Raw genomic sequence first — 24,668 nt, 5'->3', positions numbered from 1 at the left:
ATCCTATATTTTGATACTGTATCTGTTTATTCAGACTTTGGACTATGATCTAGCTTTTTAATTTCATCATCTAAATGGTCACTGTATCGTTGTATAAATTGAAGCATATGATCAAATTGTTCATCGGTGACTTGTTCAAATACGACTTGATCTCGTTCTTCAAATTCTTGATGTAATTGATCATGCGCTTGTTTGATTTGACTTCCTTGCGCTGTAAGTTTGAAATAAATTTCTTTTTTATTATCTGGTTTCTGATAGCTTTCGATCAGTTGTTTGTCGATCAGCTTTTTAGTGATTTTACTAATGGCTCCTCTGGTCATATACATAGACTCTGCCATCTTAGTGACATTTGCATCGGCATGGTTACCAATATATTCGATACAGTGTACTTCAGAAGGCTTATAATCATGAAGAGTACTTTCCATTTTAAGCTTATTTAGCCAGACCAGTTTACTAAATAAGTCTCGAAAATCAGTAAGTACTTGTTCTTTTTTATTCATATCTCATAGTCTCCTCCCGGTTATGATAGTCTCTGTATACCTATGATCACTATCACGAGCCTATCTACGTCTATCTAGGTTATTGATGTTTGTATTGATGAACAGAAGCTCGATATCCAGTAGGCGACACTTGATAAAATCGTTTGAACTGTTTGGAAAAATAAAGAGCATCTGTCAAACCTACCGATGCCGCAATCTGTTGGGTAGATAACTCCGGACGTTCTCGTAATAATTGACGAGCTTTATCGATTCGTAATTTGAGCAGATAGGTTACAGGTGTCATGCCTGTTTCTTTTTTGAAAATGCGAGACATATACGCACGATTATAACCGAGACTGTTGCACATATCTTCAATCGATACAGGATGAGCATATTGACTGGACATATAATGAATCATTTGCTTAACGATACGACGGGTCATCGATTGCGTGCCAGGGAGTACAGACTGTTGCATCATCAATTCACTGACCTCTGCCAAAATAAGATGAAGATATCCCAGTGCGGCAAGATCAGAGCTTTCTTTTTGACTGGCGAATGATACAAGCAATTGTTCCAAATAAGCACCGATTCGTTCTTGATCACCAGAACGAGCAATCGGAGCATGTAGAGTGAATCCTACCTGTTCTACTAAAGGAGTCGCATGTTGTCCGGCAAAAGCAAGCCAGCGATAATGCCACGGTTGCTCTTGATCTGAAATATAACTAACCAGTTGACCCGGATGAATCAAAAATAGATCGCCTTTAGAAAGATGATACGTTCGTTCTTCAGTAATAAATTGTCCATGACCACTTTCGATATAGTGAAGCAAATAATAATCATATATTTTGGGACCCAGTCGATGATCAGGAGCAGTCTGACTTTCTCCAGCAAACAATACATACAAAGCTCCTTGATCATGAAAAATAGGATTAGGTGAAACTTGATACGTTTTGGCGGTTGCCATTACAAAGCACTCCTTTTGACTATTCCAAAGCCGAAGTCACATTTGTCCATATAGATCACACATCTATTCATTACATCTTATGATATTCATATAGTATACTTAGTTCAAGCTAAAGATTCAAAAACATATTTTTTAAAGCAAATAAAGGCGAAAAGAGTATCTTTTATTGGATAACACTGCGCAAAATGTATATTTATTCAGTATAATCATAATTAGTCATTAAAGACATAAGGTCACATCGATACTGCTCATTATGATCTACATATAGATCAGTATCAGCTTTTCTCAAATCAATGTATTGTGCAAATCTGTTGTTTATATGCTCTTCACAAAAGAGCGTTACACTAGACATCAGCGGATATACTACTATTAGGAGGCGAATGAAATGGCAATATTAGTAACAGGTGGAGCAGGTTATATCGGATCGCATACGGTAGCAGATTTATTAGAGCGTGGAGAAGAAGTAGTGGTGATTGATAATTTATTGACAGGGCATCGTGAAGCACTGTTAGGTGGTACATTGTATGAAGGTGATCTACGTGATAAAGAATTGCTAGCACGTATTTTTGCAGAAAATGAAATTACAGCAGTCATTCACTTTGCAGCCAGCTCATTAGTAGGCGAAAGTATGCAGAATCCTTTCAAATATTATGATAACAATGTCTACGGAGCCATGTGTCTACTAGATGCTATGCAACAAGCAGGCGTGAAAAAAATCGTATTTTCTTCAACAGCGGCAACGTATGGCGAACCGGAAAAAGTACCTATTGAAGAAAGCGATCGTACAGAACCGGCTAACGTGTACGGTGAAACCAAGTTAATGATGGAACGCATGATGAATTGGTTCGATAAAGTACATGGTATTCGTTATGTAGCATTGCGTTACTTCAATGCCGCAGGTGCACATATCAGTGGCAAAATTGGAGAAGATCATCGTCCAGAATCTCATTTGGTTCCTTTGGTACTACAGACAGCGCTAGGTCAACGCGAATTTATCTCGGTATTCGGTGAAGATTATCCAACAGAAGATGGCACATGTGTACGTGATTATATCCATGTAAGTGATCTAGCAGATGCTCATATCAAATCGGTAGAGTATTTGAACAATGATGGTGCAAGCAATGTATTCAATCTAGGCAACGGTCAGGGATTCTCGGTTAAACAAGTGATTGAGACAGCGGTCAAAGTGACTGGACGCGATATTCCTGTGAAATTTGAAGCACGTCGTAGTGGTGATCCAGCAGTATTAGTAGCTTCTTCAGAAAAAGCACGCTCTGTACTAGGTTGGAAGCCTTCTTATAATCAATTAGAAGATATTATCAGTGGTGCATGGCAATGGCACGAATCTCATCCACAAGGATATGGTGATCATGAGTAATCCAGTAGAACGTACAACAGAACAAAATAGTGCATTACTTGCGATAGATGAACTGATTAAGTTCGCATTTGATAAAGGATTGATTAAAGGTGCAGATATCGATTACGGACGGAATCTATTGTTAAAACAATTCCATTTCGATGAGCCTTATAATCCAGATATACCTGCTATTCATATGGTCGCTCAAGGACAAGCAGCAGCAGAACCTCAAGTCATGTTAGATACGTTGATCGATTATGCGTATAGTATCGGGTTACTAGCTGAAAATACAGATACGTACCGTGATCTGATGGACGCAGAAATTATGGGACTACTGATGGCTCGTCCATCTGAAGTAACAGGTGATTTTTTCGATACATTAGATCGTGAAGGCATTGAATCAGCAACAAGTGAATTTTATCAATTGTCGATCAATTCTAATTATATTCGGATGGATCGTGTCTCCAAAAATGTATATTGGAAACAACCAACTTCCTATGGTGAAATGGAAATGACGATCAATCTATCTAAGCCTGAGAAGACGTCAGCCGAAATTGCTTTGGCGAAATTAATGCCTCCACCATCATATCCAAAATGTCAGTTGTGTCGCGAAAATGTAGGTTATGCCGGACGTATCAATCATCCAGCCAGACAAAATTTACGTGTGATTCCGCTACAATTGAATGGAGAATCATGGTTGTTCCAGTATTCACCTTATGTGTATTACAACGAACATTGTATCGTACTGCATCATGATCATGTACCGATGAAATTAACAAAAGATACATTCCGTCGTTTGCTCGATTTTGTCGATGAATTCCCGCATTATTTCCTTGGCTCTAATGCAGATTTGCCGATCGTAGGCGGTTCGATTCTAACACATGATCATTTTCAGGGTGGACGACATACATTCCCGATCGAACAAGCAGCAGTAGAGGAAGTATATGGTCATACTGTTCATGATGATATTACTTTAGAATTGGTCAACTGGCCGATGTCTGTAGTGCGTCTACGTGCGAACAATTCTTCTTTATTGTTGAATTCAGCTAATGATATCTATGAAGCGTGGAAACAATACAGTGACGCTGAAGTGGATATTCTGGCATCAACGATCCAAAATGGAGAACCGGTTCGTCACAATACAGTCACTCCGATTGTTCGTCGTCGTGATGGCCAATATGAGATTGATCTTGTACTGCGTAATAACCGTACCAATGAACAATATCCAGATGGTATTTTCCATCCTCATCCTGAGATGCACCATTTGAAGCGTGAAAATATCGGATTAATTGAAGTGATGGGCTTAGCGATTTTACCAGGTCGATTGAAAGAAGAATTGGATCAGATTGCTTCTATTTTGACAGGAGATATCGCCTTATTGGAAATGATCAGACAACAACCTGACCATCCATTAGCCATACACTTGTTATGGATTGAACATTTGGTAGAAGCATATGGTACAGAGCTGGATCACGATCAAGCAACATTAACGATTCAAGATGAAGTCGGTACGAAGTTTGCTGAGATTTTAGAGCATGCAGGTGTATATAAACGCAATGATGAAGGACGCAAAGCGTTCCGTCGTTTTATTACTCGCATGAATTATGTGTTAAAAAGTTAAATTATATGCTAGTCAATCTACTATCTCTGGGTAATGATAAGAGGTAGTAGATTTTTTTATGGTTTTCATAAATATAATTGTGTCAAATTGATGTTAAAAGCAGTTTGATCGGAAAACTTTGTTTTTATGTGTATAAGGTATATAATTGTAAAGGGCTGAGGAACGGTAACTTACTTATAACTTATTACAACAGTGATCCTACAGTTTAGGTGTTAGATGTATTTTTATATGTGTAGAGAAGGATAACTTTATCTACTAATCGTTATATCCCAAGGAGGCATTTTGAATGAATTCATTTGAATTTTATAATCCAACCCGTCTTATTTTTGGTAAAGGTCAACTGGAAAAGTTGAAAAGAGAAGTAGGTAACTACGGTAAAAACGTATTGCTTGTATATGGTGGCGGTAGTATCAAACGTGCAGGTCTATATGACAAAGTGATCGGTTATTTGAACGAAGCAGGAGCTAATGTAACTGAACTTGCTGGCGTAGAACCGAATCCACGCCTTAGCACAGTACACAAAGGTGTAGACTTGTGCAAATCCAACAATATTGATCTAATTCTTGCTGTTGGTGGCGGTAGCGTACTGGATTGTGCCAAAGCAATTGCTGTAGGTGCAAAATATGATGGCGACATGTGGGATTTTGCACAACGCAAAGCAGCTCCTACAGATGCATTGCCACTAGGTACCGTATTAACAATGGCAGCAACAGGTTCAGAAATGAACAGCGGTTCTGTGATTACAAATACAGAAACACAAGAAAAATTAGGTTGGGGTAGTGCGTATTCATTCCCAGCATTCTCTATTCTTGATCCAGAAAACACATATTCTTTGCCAAAAGATCAAACAGTCTATGGTATCGTAGATATGATGTCTCATGTACTTGAACACTATTTCCATGCTGAAAAAAATACAGATATTCAAGATGGATTCTGTGAATCGATTCTACGTGGAGTTATTGACGCTGGACCTAAATTGATCAATGACCTACAAAACTTTGAATTACGTTCAACTGTAATGTACGCAGGTACAATGGCATTGAATGGTGTAGTGAATATGGGTTACAACGGAGACTGGGCGACTCATAATATTGAGCATGCTGTATCGGCTGTCTATGATATCCCTCATGGTGGTGGACTAGCGATCTTGTTCCCTAACTGGATGCAACACAACTTGCAAGTGAATCCTGCTCGTTTTGCTAAATTAGCAGTGAATGTATTCAATGTAGATCCAACAGGTAAAAGCGATGAAGAAGTAGCAAATGAAGGTATTCAAGCATTGCGCGACTTCTGGACTTCAATCGATGCACCTAGCCGTCTAGCAGATTATGAAATCGATGATAGCCAAATCGATGTAATGGTAGACAAAGCAATGAAATTTGGCGCATTTGGTAACTTTAACAAGTTAGAAGCAGAAGATGTGCGTAAAATCTATAGCATGTCTCTATAATTTCTCCATTTATTAATACAATCATACATGTTCGAGCTGTTTATTCCTGTCAGTCATGATAAGGAATAAACAGCTTTTTTTGTCTATATCGTAAAAAAATGAAACTTTCCTTACCAATAATACGTAAATATAGATATAACGCCAAAAAATGGTGGAAAAGGGCTGAATATCGCCTTTTTCCGTCAAATCAAAGAAAGGAGCGAACAGAAATGGAAACGCTATTTTGGATTTGTTTGATCACCGGTGCTTTGTACGCATTGTTCAGTCTGTTATTCGGTGACTTGCTTGGTGATGTGTTAGGCGGTATAGATCTGCCTGGATTTGATCTGTTTAAGCCTGTTATTTTAGCGGCGGCTGTTACGTTGTTCGGTGGAGCAGGAATCATGTTAATACGTTACAGTTCTTTCGCTCCTGTCGCTGTTATACTGCTTGCACTTTTGATTGCTGTTGTCGGAGGAATGTTTGTATTTTTTGTCTATGTCAAACCGATGGAACATAGTGAAGTATCGACAAGTTATTCGATTCAAGAAATGATTGGTCGTATAGGAGAAGTGACTATCCCGATTCCTCAAGTAGGATACGGTGAGGTCATGATTAAGCTTACAGGTGGCAACACGTTACATATTGCATACAGTTTCGATCGTTGTGCTATTGCCGCCGGTATGCGGGTAGTGATCGTAGAAGAAAAAGAAGGAACATTAGGTATATCGCTTTTAGAAGATGCATTATAAGGAATAGTAGTGTGAGAGCAGTATAACAGCTTTTTGGCAAGCAAGCCTATATCAAACCAAAAGGGGCGAGGATTATGGCATTTTTGAACGAAATGATTGTTGTACCTGCGATTGTGATTGTAGTATTGATCGTACTTGGTATTACATTCTGGGCAAGGTACAAAACAGTAAGTACAGACGAAGCAATGGTGGTCACCGGTTCTTTTCTCGGAAGCCGTAATATCTCAGATGATGGAGCAGGGCGCAAAATTAAGATTGTACGCGGTGGTGGTGCATTTATTTTACCTGTGTTTCAAAAGTCTGAATTTCTATCGTTGTTATCGCACAAACTGGATGTAACAACGCCTGAAGTGTACACCGAACAAGGCGTTCCTGTACTTGCCGATGGAGTAGCTATTATCAAAATCGGTAGTTCTGTAGAAGATGTGGCTACAGCAGCAGAACAATTTATGGGTAAGCCCATTCAAGCGTTACAAGCCGAAGCCCAAGAAGTATTGGAAGGACATCTGCGTTCGATTATGGGTTCGATGACCGTAGAAGAAGTGTATCGGAATCGTGATCGATTTGCACAAGAAGTACAAAGTGTCGCTGCTCGTGATCTAAAAAAGATGGGTCTACAAATCGTCTCATTTACAATTAAAGATATACGCGATAAGCATGGATATCTGGAGTCGCTTGGTAAACCTCGAATCGCAGCAGTGAAAAGAGATGCAGAAATCGCTGAAGCCGAAGCTGTTCGAGATTCTAGAGTACAGAAAGCACTGGCAGAAGAAGCCGGGCAAAAAGCAGAGTTGCTTAGAGATACCAATATAGCTGAAGCTTCCAAAGAAAAAGAATTAAAAGTAGCTTCATTTAAAAAAGATCAAGATACTGCAAGAGCCGAAGCCGATCAGGCCTATCATATTCAAGAAGCCAAAGCCAAACAGATTATGATGGAAGAGCAAATGAAGATCGAGTTGGTTCGTAAAGAGCGTGAAATAGATCTACAAGAACGAGAAATTACAGTACGTGAGAAATACTATGATGCAGAAGTGAAGAAAAAAGCCGAAGCAGATCGCTTCTCGGTGGAACAAGCAGCCGAAGCGGAAAAAGCTCGCAAAATGCGTCAAGCAGAAGCTCATCAATACTCGATAGAAACAGAAGCTAAAGCTTCTGCTGAACAACAACGTCTAGCCGGACAAGCGGAAGCCGATGCTGAACGTGCTAAAGGTACAGCGGAAGCTGAAGTGATTCGTCTACGCGGTCTTGCTGAAGCCGAAGCGAAGCAGAAATTAGCAGAAGCATTCGAAAATTATGGACAAGCCGCTATACTTGATCTGGTTGCCAAAATGCTCCCTGAATTAGCAGGTAAAATTGCAGAACCAATCGGTGCGATTGATAAATTAACTGTAGTGGATACAGGTAAAGGAGAAGGCGGCGGAGCAACAAGAGTCAGTAACTATGTGACAGAACTGATGGCGACCGCTCCAGAAATGTTGAAAAGTGTATCGGGACTCGATATAGAAGAATTAATTAAAGGATTTGCAGGTGGCAAATCTCAGCAAGCTCAATCTAGTACTTCTAACACTACGGCTGGCGTAAATGCAAATAATCATCCCCAACAGACAGCCCGTTCTGAAGCTATATTGACACTTCCAACTCAAAGCTCACACGATCAAGATCGTGAAACAACATCCACAGGAATCGGAATTTCCAGTGAACAAGAATGATAATGGAAGATTTATATGTAACAATCATGCTATAAAGCAAACTTGCTTTCAATGATGCAGAGACGACAAATCCTTATTCATCAAGGATTTGTCGTCTTCTTTGTATACATAACTAACGAGTAGATTGTATTGACTAGATGGTGAATTTTTGGTAACTTTACGGGATGAAGGTGATCGTAAAAGGGGTGCAAATGTGAGCAGCCTACTTGTGGCTAAAGTGCTGAATAATAACGTTATTATTGCTGATCATCCTCAGTATGAAGAAGTTGTGGTGATCGGTAAAGGAATCGGCTTTAACCGTAAAGCGCGTGATGTGATTCCTTTGGATGTTGTCGAGAAGATGTTTATTTTAACCAATGAGCAAGAACAGGAACAATACAAGCAACTCGCAGTTCAGATCGACGAGCGTATTATCGAAGTCATTAACGAAATTATTTATTATATTAATTCTGAAAGTAAGACTCCACTGAATGAACATATTCATATTGCTTTAACCGATCATATTGCATTTGCAATTAAGCGTGCTGAGCAAGGGATGACGATTCAGAATCCTTTTCTATATGAGACGCGAGAAATGTATCCGTTAGAATATAAATTAGCTGCTCATGCGTTAGAAATAATTCATGACAAGCTAGGTGTAGCTTTAGAAGAAGATGAGATTGGTTTTGTAGCACTGCATATTTATAGTGCACTAACCGACCAACATATCACAGCGATCAAAGCCGATTCTCGTCTGATTGCCGATATGGTCAAAGTTATCGAAGATAGTCTCAAAATTTCGATTACAGGAGATACGCTGGATTATTCGCGTTTACTTACTCATTTGCGATTTGCAATCGAACGTATCCGTAGAGGTGAGAAAGTAGCCGCTACTCATCGCTTAGAAGAAATGCTCAAAATGGAATATCCCGAAGTGTATTCGTTATCATGGAAATTAACAAAGATGATGGAAAAACGATTACGCCGACCGGTCTATAAAGCAGAAGTAAGCTACCTGACCATGCATTTACAACGGTTTGTCGAGAAGCGTGAAGAAGAAGAGGAAAGTACGCAAGAATAGATTCAAAATCGATTTAACCTTTTTTATTGAAAAGGCTTGCAGATTTAAAAAGTGGGTGCTATAATTCAGAACGTAATCAACAAATGAATAGCGGATTTTTTAACGTGTTACTGATTCGATCAGGCATGAGTTAACAAAGTATTTGATGTAAGGCTGTAAGCACACAGGGGTAGTCTATCCTTATGTACCGAGATCCTTATCCTATCAGATGCGTTGTTCACTCGTGCCTTTTTTTGTGGCTTTCCGCTTTAATTTGTTGAAGCAACAATATACTATTTATACTATTCGAGGGGAAGTGGCGGTATTGTTTAGACGTCTGTTTGGCGTTTTGCAAAAAGTAGGTAGAGCATTGATGCTTCCAGTGGCAATCTTGCCAGCAGCAGGTTTGTTGCTTGGTTTTGGTAACATGCTGGTTAACCCTGACTTTTTGCAGTATATTCCTGCATTAAATGCACACTGGGTTCAAATTACTGCAACAGTAATGATGAACTCCGGACAAATTGTTTTTGATAACTTATCTCTACTCTTTGCCGTCGGGGTAGCCGTCGGTCTTGCAGGAGGAGAAGGGGTAGCCGGGCTCGCAGCCATTATCGGTTATCTGATCATGAACGTAACAATGGGTACAGTGATGGGCGTTACAGCTGATATGGTCGGTAAAGGTGACTTCTCAGTAGCTTCTGTACTTGGTATTCCTACCTTACAAACAGGCGTATTCGGCGGTATTATCGTCGGTATTCTAGCCGCAACGATGTACAAACGTTTCTTCCGTATTGAATTGCCTTCATATCTTGGATTCTTTGCAGGTAAACGTTTTGTACCAATTATGACAGCTATTACTTCGTTGATTTTGGGTCTGGTAATGGTTCTTGTATGGCCTCCAATCCAATCATTCTTGAACACTGTTTCTCACAGTATGGTTGAATCGAACCCAACATTAACTGCATTTATTTTCGGTGTGATTGAACGTTCATTGATTCCTTTCGGTCTACATCACATTTTCTACTCACCATTCTGGTATGAATTTGGTGAATATGTAAATAAAGCAGGACAATATGTACGTGGTGACCAAAAAATCTTTATGGCGCAACTTCGTGATGGTGTTCCATTTACAGCAGGTACATTTATGACTGGTAAATTCCCGTTCATGATGTTCGGTCTTCCAGCTGCTGCACTTGCGATCTACCATGAATCCAAACCACAACACAAAAAATACGTTGCAGGTATTATGGGTTCCGCAGCATTGACTTCGTTCTTAACAGGTATTACTGAACCGCTTGAATTCTCATTCTTGTTCGTAGCACCAGTATTGTTCGGTATTCATGCAATCTTCGCTGGTCTTTCTTTCATGACTATGCAAATTCTAGGCGTTAAAATTGGTATGACCTTCTCAGGTGGTCTGATTGACTTTATCCTGTTCGGCGTTATTCCTAACCGTACTGCATGGTGGGATGTTATCATCGTCGGTCTAGTACTAGCAGTTATCTACTACTTCGGATTCCGCTTTGCGATTCGCAAATTCAACTTGAAAACACCAGGTCGTGAAGATACGCCGGCAGGTGATGATAGTGAAGTAGGTAGTGGTGGTAATAGCAAAGACGAATTGCCACATAATATTCTTGAAGCATTTGGTGGACAAGAAAATATTTCAAGTCTAGATGCTTGTATTACTCGTCTACGTATTCAAGTTAAAGAACCTAAAAATGTAAATAAAGATCGTTTGAAATCTTTAGGCGCTTCCGGTGTCCTAGAAGTGGGTAATAATGTGCAGGCGATTTTCGGAACACGTTCTGATACGATCAAATCACAAATGCAAGATATTATTGCAGGACGTACTCCACGCCCAACACCAGTTACAGTAGACTCTGTTCCAGCAGAAGGAACAGCAGAGAATCAAGTAAACATTTTGGCAGAAGAAGTAATCGTAGCTCCTGCTGATGGTGAATTGATGGATATTAGTGAAGTACCAGATCCTGTATTTTCACAAAAAATGACAGGTGATGGATTCGCTGTATTACCAACAAACGGAACGATCTCTTCACCGGTTAATGGTAAAGTATTTAACGTATTCCCTAGTAAACATGCGATCGGTATTATGTCTGAAGCCGGTAAAGAAATTCTTGTGCATGTAGGCGTAAATACAGTTAAATTGAAAGGTCAAGGTTTCACTGTATTGGTTGCAGAAGGCGATGATGTTATGGCTGGACAACCAATCCTTGAAGTGGATCTGGAGTATGTAAAAGCTAATGCACCATCGATTATCACTCCGATCATTTTCTCTAACTTACCAGAAGGTGCTACAGTAACATTGCACAAAACAGGTAATGTGAAAACAGGAGAAGGCAATATCGTTACAATCAAGTAATGTTATTCATTTCGACTTTTGCAATGAATCTCAAAAGAATATAAAATAACAAACTATACGTACTTGTAAGTTAAAGTGCGATAAGGGTCGACATGATGTTTGCTACAGCAATAATCTATCCTTATCGTCTTTAACTTACAAAATGCTTATAGTTTTGTTATTAAGCTGCATTGTAAGCAAGACTTAGAAAATGATTTATTTTTTCTAAAAACACCATGAATTTGCAGGATATTGCTGAATAATGTTAGCGATTGCTGAAAAAAGTCGAAAATAATTGTTTTGAGACGTGCATCATGCTTTATAATGCTGTACAATATAAGGGATGATCTAGTTATTAGTTAGTTATGATTTATTTTTACTATCCTACTATGATGAAGAAAGCGAGTGAATTTTATAATGGAAAAAACATTCAAAATCGTTGACGAAGATGGTATCCACGCACGCCCAGCAACAGCATTGGTAACAGCTGCTAACAAATTTGCTTCTACAGAATCTTTTGCAGAAGCTAAAGGTAAAAAAGTAACTTTGAAATCAATCCTTGGAGTATTGTCTCTAGGTCTTGAGCAAGGTGACGTTATCGTTCTTTCTACACAAGGTGCAGAAGAAGATGCAGCATTGAAAGCTTTGACTGACGTTATGGTGAATGAAGGGCTAGGCGAAATCAATGGCTAATATTTTGGGAATCGCGGCGTCTTCGGGCATCGCCATTGCCAAAGCATTCCGTCTAGAACATCCTGAATACGAGATTACCAAACGCTCGATTAGCGATACAGATGCGGAATTGGCTAAACTTGAGTCAGCGCTGGAAATTTCCAAAACTGAACTTGAGGCGATCAAAGAACGTACGTTACAAGAAATGGGCGCTAAAAAAGCAGAGATTTTCGAATCACATTTGTTGATTCTGAACGATCCTGAATTGATTAGCCCTGTAAAAGATAAAATTTCTATTGAAATGGTTAATGCTGAGTTCGCACTAAATGAAGTTGCTGCTCAATTCGTAACCATGTTTGAAAATATGAAGAGCACTTATCTTCAAGAACGCGCTGCTGATATGAGAGATGTAAGCAAGCGTATCTTGAATCACTTGATGGGTGTAAACTTCCAAAGTCCTGCTGAGATTCGTGAAGAAGTGGTTATTATTGCAGAAGATTTGACTCCTTCGGATACAGCTCAATTGGATCGTAATTTTGTTAAAGGCTTCACTACAAATATTGGCGGACGTACTTCTCACTCCGCAATTATGGCTCGCTCGTTGGAAATTCCAGCAGTAGTCGGTACAAAAGAAGTAATGGAAGTTATTCAAAATGGGGATATCGTTATCGTTGATGGTCTTGAAGGTAATGTTATCGTTAACCCTGATGAAGCAACTCTTGCTGAGTACCGTGCTAAAGGTGCAGCGTATGAAGCTCAAGTTACTGAATGGCGCAAATTGCGTGATGAAGTAACAGTTTCCAAAGATGGTGTACATGTTGAATTGGCTGCTAATATTGGCACGCCAAACGATGTGGCTGGTGTATTGGATAATGGCGGCGAAGGCGTAGGTCTATACCGTACAGAATTCTTATACATGGGTCGCGATGAATTGCCTTCTGAAGATGTGCAATTCAATGCGTACAAAACGGTTTTGGAAAAAATGGCGGGTAAACCAGTTGTTGTTCGTACACTAGATATTGGTGGCGACAAAGAACTACCTTACCTTGTTCTTCCAAAAGAAATGAATCCATTCCTTGGATTCCGTGCAATTCGTCTTTGTCTAGATCGTCAAGACATTTTCCGTACTCAACTACGTGCATTGCTTAGAGCAAGTGTATATGGTGACCTACGTATTATGTTCCCGATGATCGCAACATTGATGGAATTCCGTGAAGCAAAAGCAGTATTGTTAGAAGAAAAAGAAAAACTGGTTGCTGAAGGTGTTGCTGTTTCTGAGAACATCCAACTTGGCATCATGGTTGAAATTCCTTCTACAGCAGTACTTGCTGACCAATTTGCTAAAGAAGTGGACTTCTTCAGTATCGGTACAAACGATTTGATCCAATACACAATGGCAGCAGATCGTATGAATGAACGGGTATCTTACCTGTATCAACCATACAATCCTTCTATCTTGCGTTTGGTTAAAATGGTTATCGATGCAGCTCACAAAGAAGGTAAATGGACAGGCATGTGTGGTGAAATGGCTGGCGACGCTACAGCAATTCCATTACTACTTGGTCTAGGTCTGGATGAGTTCAGTATGAGCGCAAGCTCTATTCTTCCAGCACGTAGCCAATTAGCTAAATTGTCTAAAGCAGATATGCAAGAATTAGCTGCTAAAGCTTTGGATATGCAAACAGCTGAGCAAGTGGTTGAACTGGTACAAGCAATCCACGCTTAATATTTTCTTCCGTTACGTGCTTGGCATTATAAGCACGAATCTGTTCAAACAAAGTGATTTTTGCATAGCTAAATAACTTTCGTTTGAACAAATAGTTTTCCCAACATTCACTTTTAGCTGGTTTCTCTTTATAGAGAAATCAGCTTTTTTTATGACTATAGAATAAATTTTATTGCTGTGAAATAATGTATAGTTCTTTTAGAATAAATAAAATGCAATAGATGGATCCAAAAAAGACTCTGCTATAATCAGCAAAGTCTTTTTTTGGATATTGTAGATTTGAGCTATGATCGTATCCATAAATAGAATTGAAAGTGATCAACTAGCAATGTCTATAAGTGATTCATACAACCATAAAATAAAATCTGAATTGAACTTAGTTACAAGCACAGTTCAATACTGGTTTACGAGCTGCTGTCGTTTCATCCAAACGTCTGACTGCTGTTCCATAAGGAGCATTCAGTAACAATTCTGGATTGTCTTTCGCTTCGCCAGCGATCTGAATCATCGTATCAATAAAAGCATCTAGTGTTTCTTTACTTTCGGTCTCGGTAGGTTCGATCATAATACATTCTTCCACATTCAACGGGAAGTAGACAGTAGGTGGATGGTACCCGAAATCAAGTAATCGTTTGGCAACATCCAGTGTACGAATACCATACTGCTTGAGCCCTTTACCCGACATTACGAATTCATGCTTACATACGCTTGTATAAGGCATTTCATAATGATCTTTAAGACAGTGCATCATATAGTTCGCATTCAGCACAGCACATTCAGATACTCTACGTAGACCTTCTGGGCCATAGCTACGAATATACGTATACGCACGAACAAGAATCCCAAAGTTACCATAGTATGCTTTGACACGACCGATCGAATCAGGCGAACCGCTACGAAGAGTAAATGTACCATCTTCTAATTTTTCGACTACAGGTTCAGGTAAGAAAGGAAGCAATCTGCTTTTCACCCCTACAGGACCTGCACCAGGACCTCCGCCACCATGCGGTGTACTCATTGTTTTGTGTAAATTCAAATGAACCACATCGAAGCCCATATCACCTGGACGAGTAATTCCCATAATCGCATTGGAGTTGGCACCATCATAATATAGTAATCCACCAGCTTCATGGACGATTTGAGCTACTTCACTGATTTGCTTTTCAAAAAGACCGAGTGTATTCGGGTTCGTCAGCATGAGAGCAGCGGTATCCGATCCAACAGCAGCACGAAGTGCATCGAGATCAACCAAACCTTCTGGAGTCGAAGGAATCGTAATCGTCTGGAATCCGGCCACTGTTGCGCTCGCAGGATTCGTACCATGCGAAGAATCAGGCACGATCACTTTGGTACGATGCTCGCCACGTTTTTCATGATACGCACGAATCATCATCAGACCTGTCCATTCTCCATGAGCACCAGCAGCAGGTTGTAGAGTCACAGCATCCATACCTGTTAAAGCAGCAAGGTCTTTTTGCAATGTATGCATCAGTTCAAGTGCACCTTGAATACTTTGTTCTGGTTGATACGGATGAATTTTGGCAAATCCAGCATATCGTGCTACATCTTCATTGACTTTAGGATTGTATTTCATCGTACAAGAACCCAGTGGATAGAATCCGTTATCGACGCCAAAGTTACGACGGGACAATTCGGTATAATGACGAATCACATCGACTTCATACACTTCAGGTAAAGCAGGTTCTTCTTGACGAAGCATTTCCTGCGGAATCAATTGAGATACATCGATCCGAGGAACATCACACTCTGGTAAAGAATAACCGATTCGACCCGGTTGACTCAATTCAAAAATCAAAGCTTTTTCAGTAACAACAGCGCCTTGTACAGAAGTAACGGTCTCATGGACTACAGTTTCGTTTGTCATAGGATTGCCTCCAGTTCAGTTGCCAATAGATCGATCTCTGCTTTGGTACGTTTCTCTGTGACTGCGAATAAGATATGACCGGACAATTCAGGGTAAGACAAGCTTAGATCATAACCACCAATCATGCCTTTTGCTAACAATTGAGTATTGATATCAGCGACCGAAGTGCCTTCTGGTAAAGCAAGCACGAACTCATTGAAAAAAGGAGATTGGAACGCTAATGTTACATTAGGAATCGCAGATAGTGTTTGTGCAGCATAATGTGCTTTTTGCAAATTCAGATCAGCGACATCTACCATACCTTGTCTACCCATCACAGATAGATACACCGATGCACATAGCGCAAGCAATGCTTGATTAGAACAAATATTCGAAGTCGCTTTGTCACGACGAATATGTTGCTCACGAGTCTGCAATGTTAATACAAAACCACGTTTACCATCGATATCTTTGGTCTGTCCAACAATGCGTCCTGGCATACGGCGCATTAACGGTTGAGCAACAGCGAAGAATCCACAAGTAGGGCCACCTAATGACATCGAGATTCCGAGTGGCTGTGCATCACCAACAACGATATCAGCTCCAAGCTTACCTGGAGATTCAAGTAGTCCAAGTGAAATTGGATTCGTACTCACTACTAGCAAAGCACCTTTGGCATGTGCTAGGTCAGCCGCTGCTTGAATCGCTTCAATACCGCCAAAAAAGTTAGGGGATTGAACAAGCACTACAGCTGTCTGTTCATCGATCGCTTCAGCAAGAACTTGAATATCGGTAACTCCATCTCCATAAGGAACTTCCACTACATCCAGATTCAAGCCGCGAGCATAACTGCGCACAACACCGCGGGACTCGGGATGAATCGTCGAAAGAGCAATAATCTTTTTGCGTCCTGTAGCAGATGCTGCAAGAGAAGCCGCTTCAGCGAGAGCAGTTGCACCATCATACATACTTGCATTGGCAACAGCCATTCCTGTTAATTCACAAATATAAGATTGAAATTCAAAAATCGCTTGTAGTTCACCCTGACTGATCTCTGGTTGATATGGAGTATAAGCTGTATAAAATTCAGAGCGAGAAATCACATGATTGATCACAGAAGGCAAATGATGATCATATAAGCCTGCACCAAGAAAACTGGTATACCGATCTGTATCTGCATTTTGACCCGCAAGACTGGACATATGACGAGTAAGTGTATACTCATCTAGCATGTCAGACATCGGCATTGTACCTTGATAGCGAAGGGATGCCGGAATATCTGTAAATAAATCCTCTATCGAAGAAGCACCCACCACCTCTAACATTTCAGCTTCATTCTGTGGGGTCATGGGAATATAACGATGCGATTTCATAAAGGTAGACTCCTTTGGGGCAACATATCAGTCGCCTTGTGATTTTATTTAGTGACAGCAGATGCTCGTTTGTAGAAAGGGGCTTTGATCACTTCAGCTTTGAGCATTTTACCGCGAATCTCAAGTTCTATCGGTGTTCCTAGAGCAGCACTATCAGCTTCAATTAAAGCAAGTCCAAGGTTACGCTTGAGTGTAGGAGATTGAGTTCCTGTAGTCACTTCGCCGATTTGTCGGCCATCCCGATATACAGGATAGTGAGGACGAGGAATACCACGATCAATCATTTCGACACCAACCAATTTACGAGCTAATCCTTTTTCTTTTTGCGCCACTAATGCATCTTTACCTGTAAAGTTTTCTTTGTCTAATTTGACAAAGTAACCAAGTCCAGCTTCCAGCGGAGAAATATCTGCGGATAGCTCTTGACCATACAGTGGCAGGCGAGCTTCAAAGCGAAGTGTATCACGCGCGCCAAGTCCACAAGGGATCAAGCCAAGTGGTTCTCCAACTTGTAGCAGTTGTTCCCAGATCACCGGAGCATCTGTAGCAGATACATACAATTCATATCCATCTTCACCGGTATAACCTGTACGAGAAATTAGAGCATGAACACCAAAGATTTCAGCTTTGTCGATAAAAGAAAATCCTGCTAGTTCAGCATAACGATCGCTTTGCGTAGCCGCTTGTAAAATAGCAACTGCTTGAGGACCTTGCAGAGCAATTAATGCTGTTTGTTCTGAAATATTTTCAAGTGTGACATGAGCAGGTAAAGACTGCTTCATCCAATCGATATCTTTATCAATATTCGAAGCATTGATCACAAGCATATAATGTTCTTCGCCTAGACGGTATACAAGTAGATCATCGACTACACCGCCTGTTGGATAGCACATCAGTGTGTATTGAGCTTGTCCATCTTGCAGACGAGAAGCATCGTTGGTTAATAATTGCTGTAGATAAGCAAGTGAACCTTCACCTGAAATGATCACTTCACCCATATGAGAAACATCGAATAACCCTGCTTGTTCACGTACAGCTTCATGTTCTTTTTGAATCCCTGTAAATTGAACAGGCAATTCCCAACCGCCAAAGTCGATACAACGTGGTGAACCGGATTGAGCATAAAGAGGGAAAATAGGCGTACGTTTCAATTCTGTTGTCATCATCGTCACCTCATCAAATTAGTATTGTGGCGAAAAAGTAAGATTATCAATATGTTGCGAAATAGACAAAAGGTCACAACACCTTAAAAGCTCAACAAAAAAAGACAGAGAGAAAAGGAAATAAGCAGGTCGTATACCTGAACTATTTCTTTTTCTCCCTGTCCTTGATACCTGAGAGTTACCTTGCACTTCTAAATACGTCAGAAGCAACAAGTTTCCCCTTGGGTGATTGGGCGTAATCATTCGGATATCGTCGGTGACCGAATAATGCCAATTCTCTCCAGAGCTGCGTCCGGTACAGGTCCCTTTTACCTGAGAGATTCACCATTACTGGCTTACTCCTTCGGCGCTGTCATGATTCTGAACAGTCTCTCCCTGTACTTTCATTCGCTACATATGATGTTATGTATTTCCGAACATTAAGTATTGAAACAGCAATGAATGTATGTATATTATATTAATACTTGATTCAAAAAGCAATGTCAAGAGTATTGACAGTATAATCTGCCTTGCTATACGCTTGTGTGCATGAAGACATTACAACCATGAACCGGAGGAATGAACAATGAGTGAGATTAAAGATCAATTGCTGTACAGTGCAGAACATGAATGGGTAGAACGCATTAGTGATGATACTGTTCGTATCGGGATTACTGATTTTGCTCAACATCAGCTAGGAGATATCGTGTTTGTTGAATTGCCACAATCAGGTGCAGAAGTTGCTTCTGAAGCTGTAATTGGTACGATTGAATCGGTTAAAACCGTATCTGATCTTTTTAGTCCGGTCACAGGAACAATTACTAATTTCAATCCTGAATTAGAAACAGAACCTGAACTGGTAAACTCTGATCCTTACGGACGTGGCTGGATGGTAGAAGTGAAAGTTAGTGGTAATCTGGATGAAGCTTTATCCAGTCTATTAAGTGCAGAAGCATATGCTGAACATGCACAAGACTAAGTTCTAAAAAAAGTGAATACATACAAAATAAGTAGAAACCATCTAGTTATTTGTATTGTAACAAGATTAAGACTGAAAGCCTAGCAGGCGATCAGTCTTTTTTGTTATATATGGATGTTTTGTAATTTTAGGTTGGAGGAATCTGCATAATACGATAGAATGATTAAATAAAGCAGAAATAGAATTTTTTTACATAGATTCAATAGTACCATCTTGTACGAAATGTGCACTGCACTTCTATATAGGGATGACTACATCTGGAGGGGAGATTGTTGTCAAAATATCTATATCGTTTATTTTTGATTATGGTGATATTGGGCTCACTGCCTGTACTGGTTATCGGAATATTTTCGTATACATTAGCAGCCGGCGATGTGGAACAAAAAGTACAGGATGGGAATGCACAGTTATTAAATGAGACTCAATTACGTGTAGATCAGGTGCTCAAAACGTTACAGTTATCGGCAGTGCAATATGTTAATTCTCCATTAGTGACGGAAACGATGAAACAGCCGTTACAATCAGGAGACTTTGAAAAAATACGAAATTTAACAACAGGCTTTAATAATTTGCAAACGATTACATCGCTGGATCAAATACGGTTAATTAACTTTGAACACAATTGGGTGGTATCGGGAACATCATTTAGCCAGGTGTCTGATGCAGACGATCAAGCTGTGCTTCGCTCGTATCGACACAATCGAAATAGTATGTTCTGGGTAACAGATACTTCTATCGCTAATAACGGATATACGTCAAATATAGATATGATGACTGAAAATGAATTAACCTCGATCTCTTCCCAAAAGAAAACCAAAGTAGTCAGTATGGTGTTCAAAATTCCATTATTGCCTTCAACCGGTGAGCCACGTGGATTGTTAGTTTTAGATATTGCTAATGATGAGATTGATAACTGGGTCACCAGCAGTACTCGTCTTGGACAAATCTATGTATTTGATCAATATCAACAAGAATTTCTAGATAGTGGTCAGAATACGCAATATCCAGGCTTGCAGAATGAAGTGTTTAAACATGTGGAACAAGGGGAACGACAAGGATTTTTTAATTGGAAAAGTGAAGGCAAAGAAGTAGGCGTAACTTATTCTTCGTCCACATTAAATGGATGGGTGTATGTATCTGTGGTATCAATAGGACAGATTACGTCCCAGACGCGAAAAATAGCGATTTTGACAATTAGTGTCTGTGTAGCGATGTTATTATTAACGGCTTTGTTAGCTTTTCTTAGCAGTCGGCGTATGTATTCCCCTGTCTCCAAATTAATGCAGTTGTTGGGAGCAGGAGATTCAGCAGATTATCAGGCAGGACTGAACGCAGAGCAATCGTCTACAACGATCAGGCAGCTACGGTTTCCATTTGGCAAAAGCAATTCACTCACTGGATATGACAAAAAGTCTGTGAAGCGACAAGATGAATTTGCGTATATTGGTGAACAAGTAGAGCGGATGCGCTTAACAGGAAAAGAGCTTGAAGAGCAGATTCGAGAGCAAATCCCGCAGTTACGTGAATTATCGGTTATCAAGCTGATTAGTGGGCAGATTCCAGCTAATGAATTTGAACGTCGTCGCCAAATCTATGGATTCCCTAAACCTGTGCATTCTATGGCGGTATTGGTATTACAGATTGATACAGTACAAGGAACACGTTATGAAGAGACGGATCGTGAACTGCTTCTATTTGCTATTAATAATATGGTGTCTGAATTGATTTCGGCAGAGCATCGATTTAGCCCTGTATTGATAGAACAATCTCAAGTCAGTATTCTGGTAGAACCTGTAGACAATGAAGATGCGACCTTATGGTATCATGCTCAAGCAGAACGGGTGCGTACACAGGTTCAAGACTATTTGTCGTTATCGGTGAGTATCGGGATTAGTCGTCCTTTTGAACATTATCAAGGTGCTCCTGATGCGTATGGAGAAGGATTAGAAGCGCTCAAGCAACGAATGAGTCTGGGGAACAAATTAATTATCCATTTTGAAGATATCGATCATAGTACTTCTATGGAAGTGGCTGTGTATACTCAGCTCAAGCAGTTAGAAGATCGGGTGATTCAATCGCTCCAAAATGGCGATTACGAGCAGACACCTCTTTATTTTGATGAGTATATTACTCATGTGATGGAAAAAGAAATTCATTTTCGCGATTATCCGGTGTTGCTCACTCAATTAGCGGCTCGTGTCTATGAGATTGTGCAACAAAAAGGTGGAACCGTAAATAGTGTATTAGGCAAAAAAGCATCGCTTCATAAATTGCTAGAATTGCAGACGGTAGAAGAAATCAGGCAGTGGTTTACACACTCATTATTTGAGCCGTTACAGCAGTTTTTGCAAAGTCAGGCAGAGTCTCAATATATGAATATTGCCGATCAGATGATCCAGATGATTCATCAGCGATATGAGCAAGATTTGTCATTAGAAATGTGTGCAGAACAGCTTAATTTCCATCCCGTGTATTTGAGTCGTGTATTCAAAAAAGAAACAGGGATTAAGTTCAGTGATTATGTAGCTGAATATCGGATGAATCAGGCGAAGAAGTGGTTAGAAACGACAGATTGGCGAATTGCCGATATTGCAGAAAGATTAAGCTATAGTAACACGACTGCATTTATTCGTATTTTCCGTAAAATTGTCGGCACTACACCTGGTAAATATCGAGAAGAACATCGCAGTCGGAAGTTAATATAAGAATATTGTAGTTGAATCTAGCATATATAGAGGTTAATAAAAGGTTATTCTTTCTCGAAAAAAAGAAGCTAAAACCCTGATACAGCAAGGATTAGCTTCTTTTTTTACATATAAAGCTAAAATTGGATGATAGCCTGTTATCCTTCTGGAAGCGACAATAAGTCTATACAAATGTTAACGCTTTCAAGGAGGGTGAAGGATGGAAGCCAAATCAGTCAAATCATCTACACGTATACGTACAAAAGAAAGCCAAGCGAATATGTCATGGAGGGAATTTTACAAAAATCGTTGGTTATACATTATGTTGTTACCCGGGATTATTTATTTTGTCATATTCAAGTATGTACCGATGTACGGCATTGTGATGGCATTTCAAGATTATGTTCCGTACCGCGGAATATGGGAAAGTAACTGGGTAGGATTCAAGCACTTTGAACGCTTTTTCAGTGAACCGCAGTTTTGGATGTTATTTCGCAATACATTTATTCTGGCGTTATACAATATTATTTTCTTTTTCCCTTTACCTATTATTGTATCGTTGATGTTAAATGAAGTCGTGACAGAACGATTTAAACGATTTGTACAAACATTAATCTATGTACCGCATTTTGTGTCATGGGTTGTTGTTGTCGGTGTATTTTATATGATCTTTACGACAGAAGGCGGAATTTTAAACGAATTAATCTTTGCGATCACCGGTCAAAAAATAGCATTTTTACTTGAGCCAGGCTGGTTCCGTACGATGATTATTTCGCAATCGATCTGGAAAGAAGTAGGTTGGGGAACAATTATTTTTCTAGCGGCGTTGTCAGGTGTAGATACTCAATTGTATGAAGCTGCACGAATGGATGGAGCAAGCCGCTGGAGACAGTTATGGCATATTACTTTACCTGCTATCCGCAGTACGATCATCATTTTACTTATTTTGCGTCTGGGTACTTTTTTGGATACCGGATTCGAACAAATTTTCTTAATGTTGACTTCCACAAATCGGGATGTGGGTGAAGTCTTTGATACGTATGTCTATGTAAAAGGAATGACGCAAGCGCAGTATAGCTATAGTGCTGCTGTTGGATTGTTCAAATCAGTGATTGGCTTGCTGTTAGTGGTCGGAGCGAATCAGTTAGCGAAAAAATGCGGAGAAGAAGGTATTTATTGATTTATCTATTCTTTGTAGAAAGAAATCAAATAGTATAAACAATCTTTTGCAAACGATGTTATGCATTCTAAAGTTATCTATCGTTCGGAAGGAGACAACATCATGAAACAAGATCGTACATTAGGAAATCGGCTATTTGATTATACCAATCATACTTTGTTGTTATTGTTAGGGATTGTAACGGTATTGCCTTTTATCTATATCACTGCTGTATCATTTACCAGTCCGGCAGAAGTCGCTAAAGGGGGATTCATTCTTTTTCCGAAAGAATTCTCGCTTGCTGCGTATCGCTATATTTTCTCTACATCTACACTACTGAATAGCTTATGGGTATCGATCTATATTACAGTGCTCGGCACATTTATTAATTTACTGCTGACCACATTGATGGCGTACCCGTTATCACGACCTTATTTGCGAGGCAGAAAGTACATTATGCTCGGCGTATTGTTCACCATGTTATTTAGTGGCGGTATGATTCCGACGTACTTTGTTGTCAATTCTCTTCATTTGACCGATACATTATGGTCGCTAATGATTCCAGGTGCGATCAGTGCTTTTAATTTGATTGTACTCAAAAACTTTTTCCAACAAATCCCTGACGGACTGGAAGATGCCGCCAAAATCGATGGATGTAACGACGTGTCAATCCTTTTCCGTATCGTGCTACCGTTATCGCTACCAGCCATGGCAACATTCGCATTGTTCTACTCGGTAGCTCACTGGAATAGCTTCTTCAGCGCTATTCTGTATATCAACGATAGCGACAAATGGCCTGTACAAGTGTGGCTACGCGAAATTGTTATTCTAGCTCAAAGCCGAATCGGAGACACCAGCATCGAAGAAGCCGATATCCAGCCACTTACGATTCGAATGGCAGTTATCGTATTCTCAACATTGCCTATCTTAATGGTCTACCCATTTCTACAAAAACATTTCGCCAAAGGCGCACTTCTAGGATCAGTCAAAGGCTAAATTCTATCCATAATCCATAAGAACTTAATAACGTAATTTAAAATAACTTAAATAAGTAAAATGAACCAAATCCTTATTCTCACCATTTAATTCAATAACCAAACATCACACCCATACATGTCCATCACTAACCATTACACTAACGACCTACAACAAGTGTCGCACCAAAAAATCATTACCAAACCCAATAACACCTATATCACATGCTAAAAAACCATCTCAACTCGCACTACAATAATTATTAAATCCTTAAATCCTTAAATCCTTAAATCCTTAAATCCTTAAATCCTTAAATATTTAAAACTTTAAAACTCAAGTCCCTAATCCCTAATTTTCAAAAACTCAAAACTCAAATCCATTA

The 24,668-nt window shown here is 39.7% G+C and carries 18 protein-coding genes and 1 riboswitch; of the genes, 13 read left to right on the top strand and 5 right to left on the bottom strand.

Annotated features, from left to right (window positions below; genetic code table 11):
• Nucleotides 1-26 precede the first annotated feature (26 nt).
• Both PQ456_RS16785 and PQ456_RS16780 read right to left on the bottom strand, forming a co-directional pair.
• The gene (locus PQ456_RS16785) at nucleotides 27-500 is read right to left on the bottom strand and encodes a MarR family transcriptional regulator (RefSeq protein WP_273613324.1); all 474 of its coding nucleotides are present in this window, start codon (nucleotides 498-500) and stop codon (nucleotides 27-29) included.
• Between the two features lie 79 nt (nucleotides 501-579).
• Complete coding sequence (locus PQ456_RS16780; RefSeq protein ID WP_273613323.1) at nucleotides 580-1,443, bottom strand: AraC family transcriptional regulator; 864 nt, start codon at nucleotides 1,441-1,443, stop codon at nucleotides 580-582.
• Between the two features lie 385 nt (nucleotides 1,444-1,828).
• Between PQ456_RS16780 and galE the strand changes: the two genes are divergently transcribed.
• The 9 genes from galE (at nucleotide 1,829) to ptsP (ending at nucleotide 14,110) form a co-directional block, all read left to right on the top strand.
• Complete coding sequence (gene galE, locus PQ456_RS16775) at nucleotides 1,829-2,821, top strand: UDP-glucose 4-epimerase GalE (protein WP_273613322.1); 993 nt, start codon at nucleotides 1,829-1,831, stop codon at nucleotides 2,819-2,821.
• Nucleotides 2,814-4,421, top strand: a complete 1,608-nt coding sequence (locus PQ456_RS16770) for a UDP-glucose--hexose-1-phosphate uridylyltransferase (protein WP_273613321.1) — start codon at nucleotides 2,814-2,816, stop codon at nucleotides 4,419-4,421. Before galE ends, PQ456_RS16770 begins: the two co-directional genes overlap by 8 nt.
• A gap of 286 nt (nucleotides 4,422-4,707) precedes the next feature.
• Nucleotides 4,708-5,871, top strand: a complete 1,164-nt coding sequence (locus tag PQ456_RS16765; protein ID WP_273613320.1) for an iron-containing alcohol dehydrogenase — start codon at nucleotides 4,708-4,710, stop codon at nucleotides 5,869-5,871.
• Between the two features lie 209 nt (nucleotides 5,872-6,080).
• Nucleotides 6,081-6,602 carry an NfeD family membrane protein gene (locus PQ456_RS16760; RefSeq protein ID WP_273613319.1) on the top strand — a complete coding sequence of 174 codons (522 nt, stop codon included), beginning with the start codon at nucleotides 6,081-6,083 and terminating at the stop codon, nucleotides 6,600-6,602.
• A 74-nt stretch (nucleotides 6,603-6,676) separates the two neighbouring features.
• Nucleotides 6,677-8,311, top strand: coding sequence for a flotillin lipid rafts scaffold protein FloT (locus PQ456_RS16755; protein ID WP_273613318.1), 1,635 nt, complete (start codon nucleotides 6,677-6,679; stop codon nucleotides 8,309-8,311).
• A gap of 193 nt (nucleotides 8,312-8,504) precedes the next feature.
• Complete coding sequence (gene glcT, locus PQ456_RS16750; RefSeq protein WP_273613317.1) at nucleotides 8,505-9,371, top strand: glucose PTS transporter transcription antiterminator GlcT; 867 nt, start codon at nucleotides 8,505-8,507, stop codon at nucleotides 9,369-9,371.
• 304 nt (nucleotides 9,372-9,675) lie between these two features.
• A complete protein-coding gene (ptsG, locus tag PQ456_RS16745; protein ID WP_273613316.1) occupies nucleotides 9,676-11,733 on the top strand; it encodes a glucose-specific PTS transporter subunit IIBC in 2,058 nt (685 codons plus the stop codon).
• A gap of 396 nt (nucleotides 11,734-12,129) precedes the next feature.
• Entirely contained in the window at nucleotides 12,130-12,405 is a 276-nt protein-coding gene (locus PQ456_RS16740; RefSeq protein ID WP_069329214.1) for an HPr family phosphocarrier protein, read from the top strand.
• Nucleotides 12,398-14,110, top strand: coding sequence for a phosphoenolpyruvate--protein phosphotransferase (ptsP, locus tag PQ456_RS16735; protein ID WP_273613315.1), 1,713 nt, complete (start codon nucleotides 12,398-12,400; stop codon nucleotides 14,108-14,110). Before PQ456_RS16740 ends, ptsP begins: the two co-directional genes overlap by 8 nt.
• A gap of 376 nt (nucleotides 14,111-14,486) precedes the next feature.
• Here the strand turns inward: ptsP and gcvPB are convergent, their stop codons facing one another.
• Genes gcvPB through gcvT form a run of 3 tightly spaced genes read right to left on the bottom strand, consistent with a single transcriptional unit; the run spans nucleotide 14,487 to nucleotide 18,510 of the window.
• Entirely contained in the window at nucleotides 14,487-15,995 is a 1,509-nt protein-coding gene (gcvPB, locus tag PQ456_RS16730; RefSeq protein WP_273613314.1) for an aminomethyl-transferring glycine dehydrogenase subunit GcvPB, read from the bottom strand.
• A complete protein-coding gene (gene gcvPA, locus PQ456_RS16725) occupies nucleotides 15,992-17,347 on the bottom strand; it encodes an aminomethyl-transferring glycine dehydrogenase subunit GcvPA (protein ID WP_273613313.1) in 1,356 nt (451 codons plus the stop codon). Before gcvPA ends, gcvPB begins: the two co-directional genes overlap by 4 nt.
• A gap of 44 nt (nucleotides 17,348-17,391) precedes the next feature.
• Nucleotides 17,392-18,510, bottom strand: coding sequence for a glycine cleavage system aminomethyltransferase GcvT (gene gcvT, locus PQ456_RS16720; RefSeq protein ID WP_273613312.1), 1,119 nt, complete (start codon nucleotides 18,508-18,510; stop codon nucleotides 17,392-17,394).
• A gap of 289 nt (nucleotides 18,511-18,799) precedes the next feature.
• Nucleotides 18,800-18,897, bottom strand: a riboswitch (glycine riboswitch).
• A gap of 178 nt (nucleotides 18,898-19,075) precedes the next feature.
• Between gcvT and gcvH the strand changes: the two genes are divergently transcribed.
• The 4 genes from gcvH (at nucleotide 19,076) to PQ456_RS16700 (ending at nucleotide 24,307) form a co-directional block, all read left to right on the top strand.
• Entirely contained in the window at nucleotides 19,076-19,468 is a 393-nt protein-coding gene (gene gcvH, locus PQ456_RS16715; protein ID WP_273613311.1) for a glycine cleavage system protein GcvH, read from the top strand.
• Between the two features lie 272 nt (nucleotides 19,469-19,740).
• A complete protein-coding gene (locus PQ456_RS16710; RefSeq protein ID WP_273613310.1) occupies nucleotides 19,741-22,173 on the top strand; it encodes a helix-turn-helix domain-containing protein in 2,433 nt (810 codons plus the stop codon).
• A gap of 259 nt (nucleotides 22,174-22,432) precedes the next feature.
• A complete protein-coding gene (locus PQ456_RS16705; RefSeq protein WP_273616344.1) occupies nucleotides 22,433-23,332 on the top strand; it encodes an ABC transporter permease in 900 nt (299 codons plus the stop codon).
• Nucleotides 23,333-23,434: 102 nt separating this feature from the next.
• A complete protein-coding gene (locus PQ456_RS16700; protein WP_273613309.1) occupies nucleotides 23,435-24,307 on the top strand; it encodes a carbohydrate ABC transporter permease in 873 nt (290 codons plus the stop codon).
• The last annotated feature ends 361 nt before the right edge of the window (nucleotides 24,308-24,668 follow it).

It is taken from the genome of Paenibacillus kyungheensis (assembly GCF_028606985.1).
Taxonomy (GTDB): domain Bacteria; phylum Bacillota; class Bacilli; order Paenibacillales; family Paenibacillaceae; genus Saccharibacillus; species Saccharibacillus kyungheensis.
The sequence above is the reverse complement of the archived record's forward strand: the minus strand, read 5'-3'. Positions and strand labels throughout refer to the sequence as shown.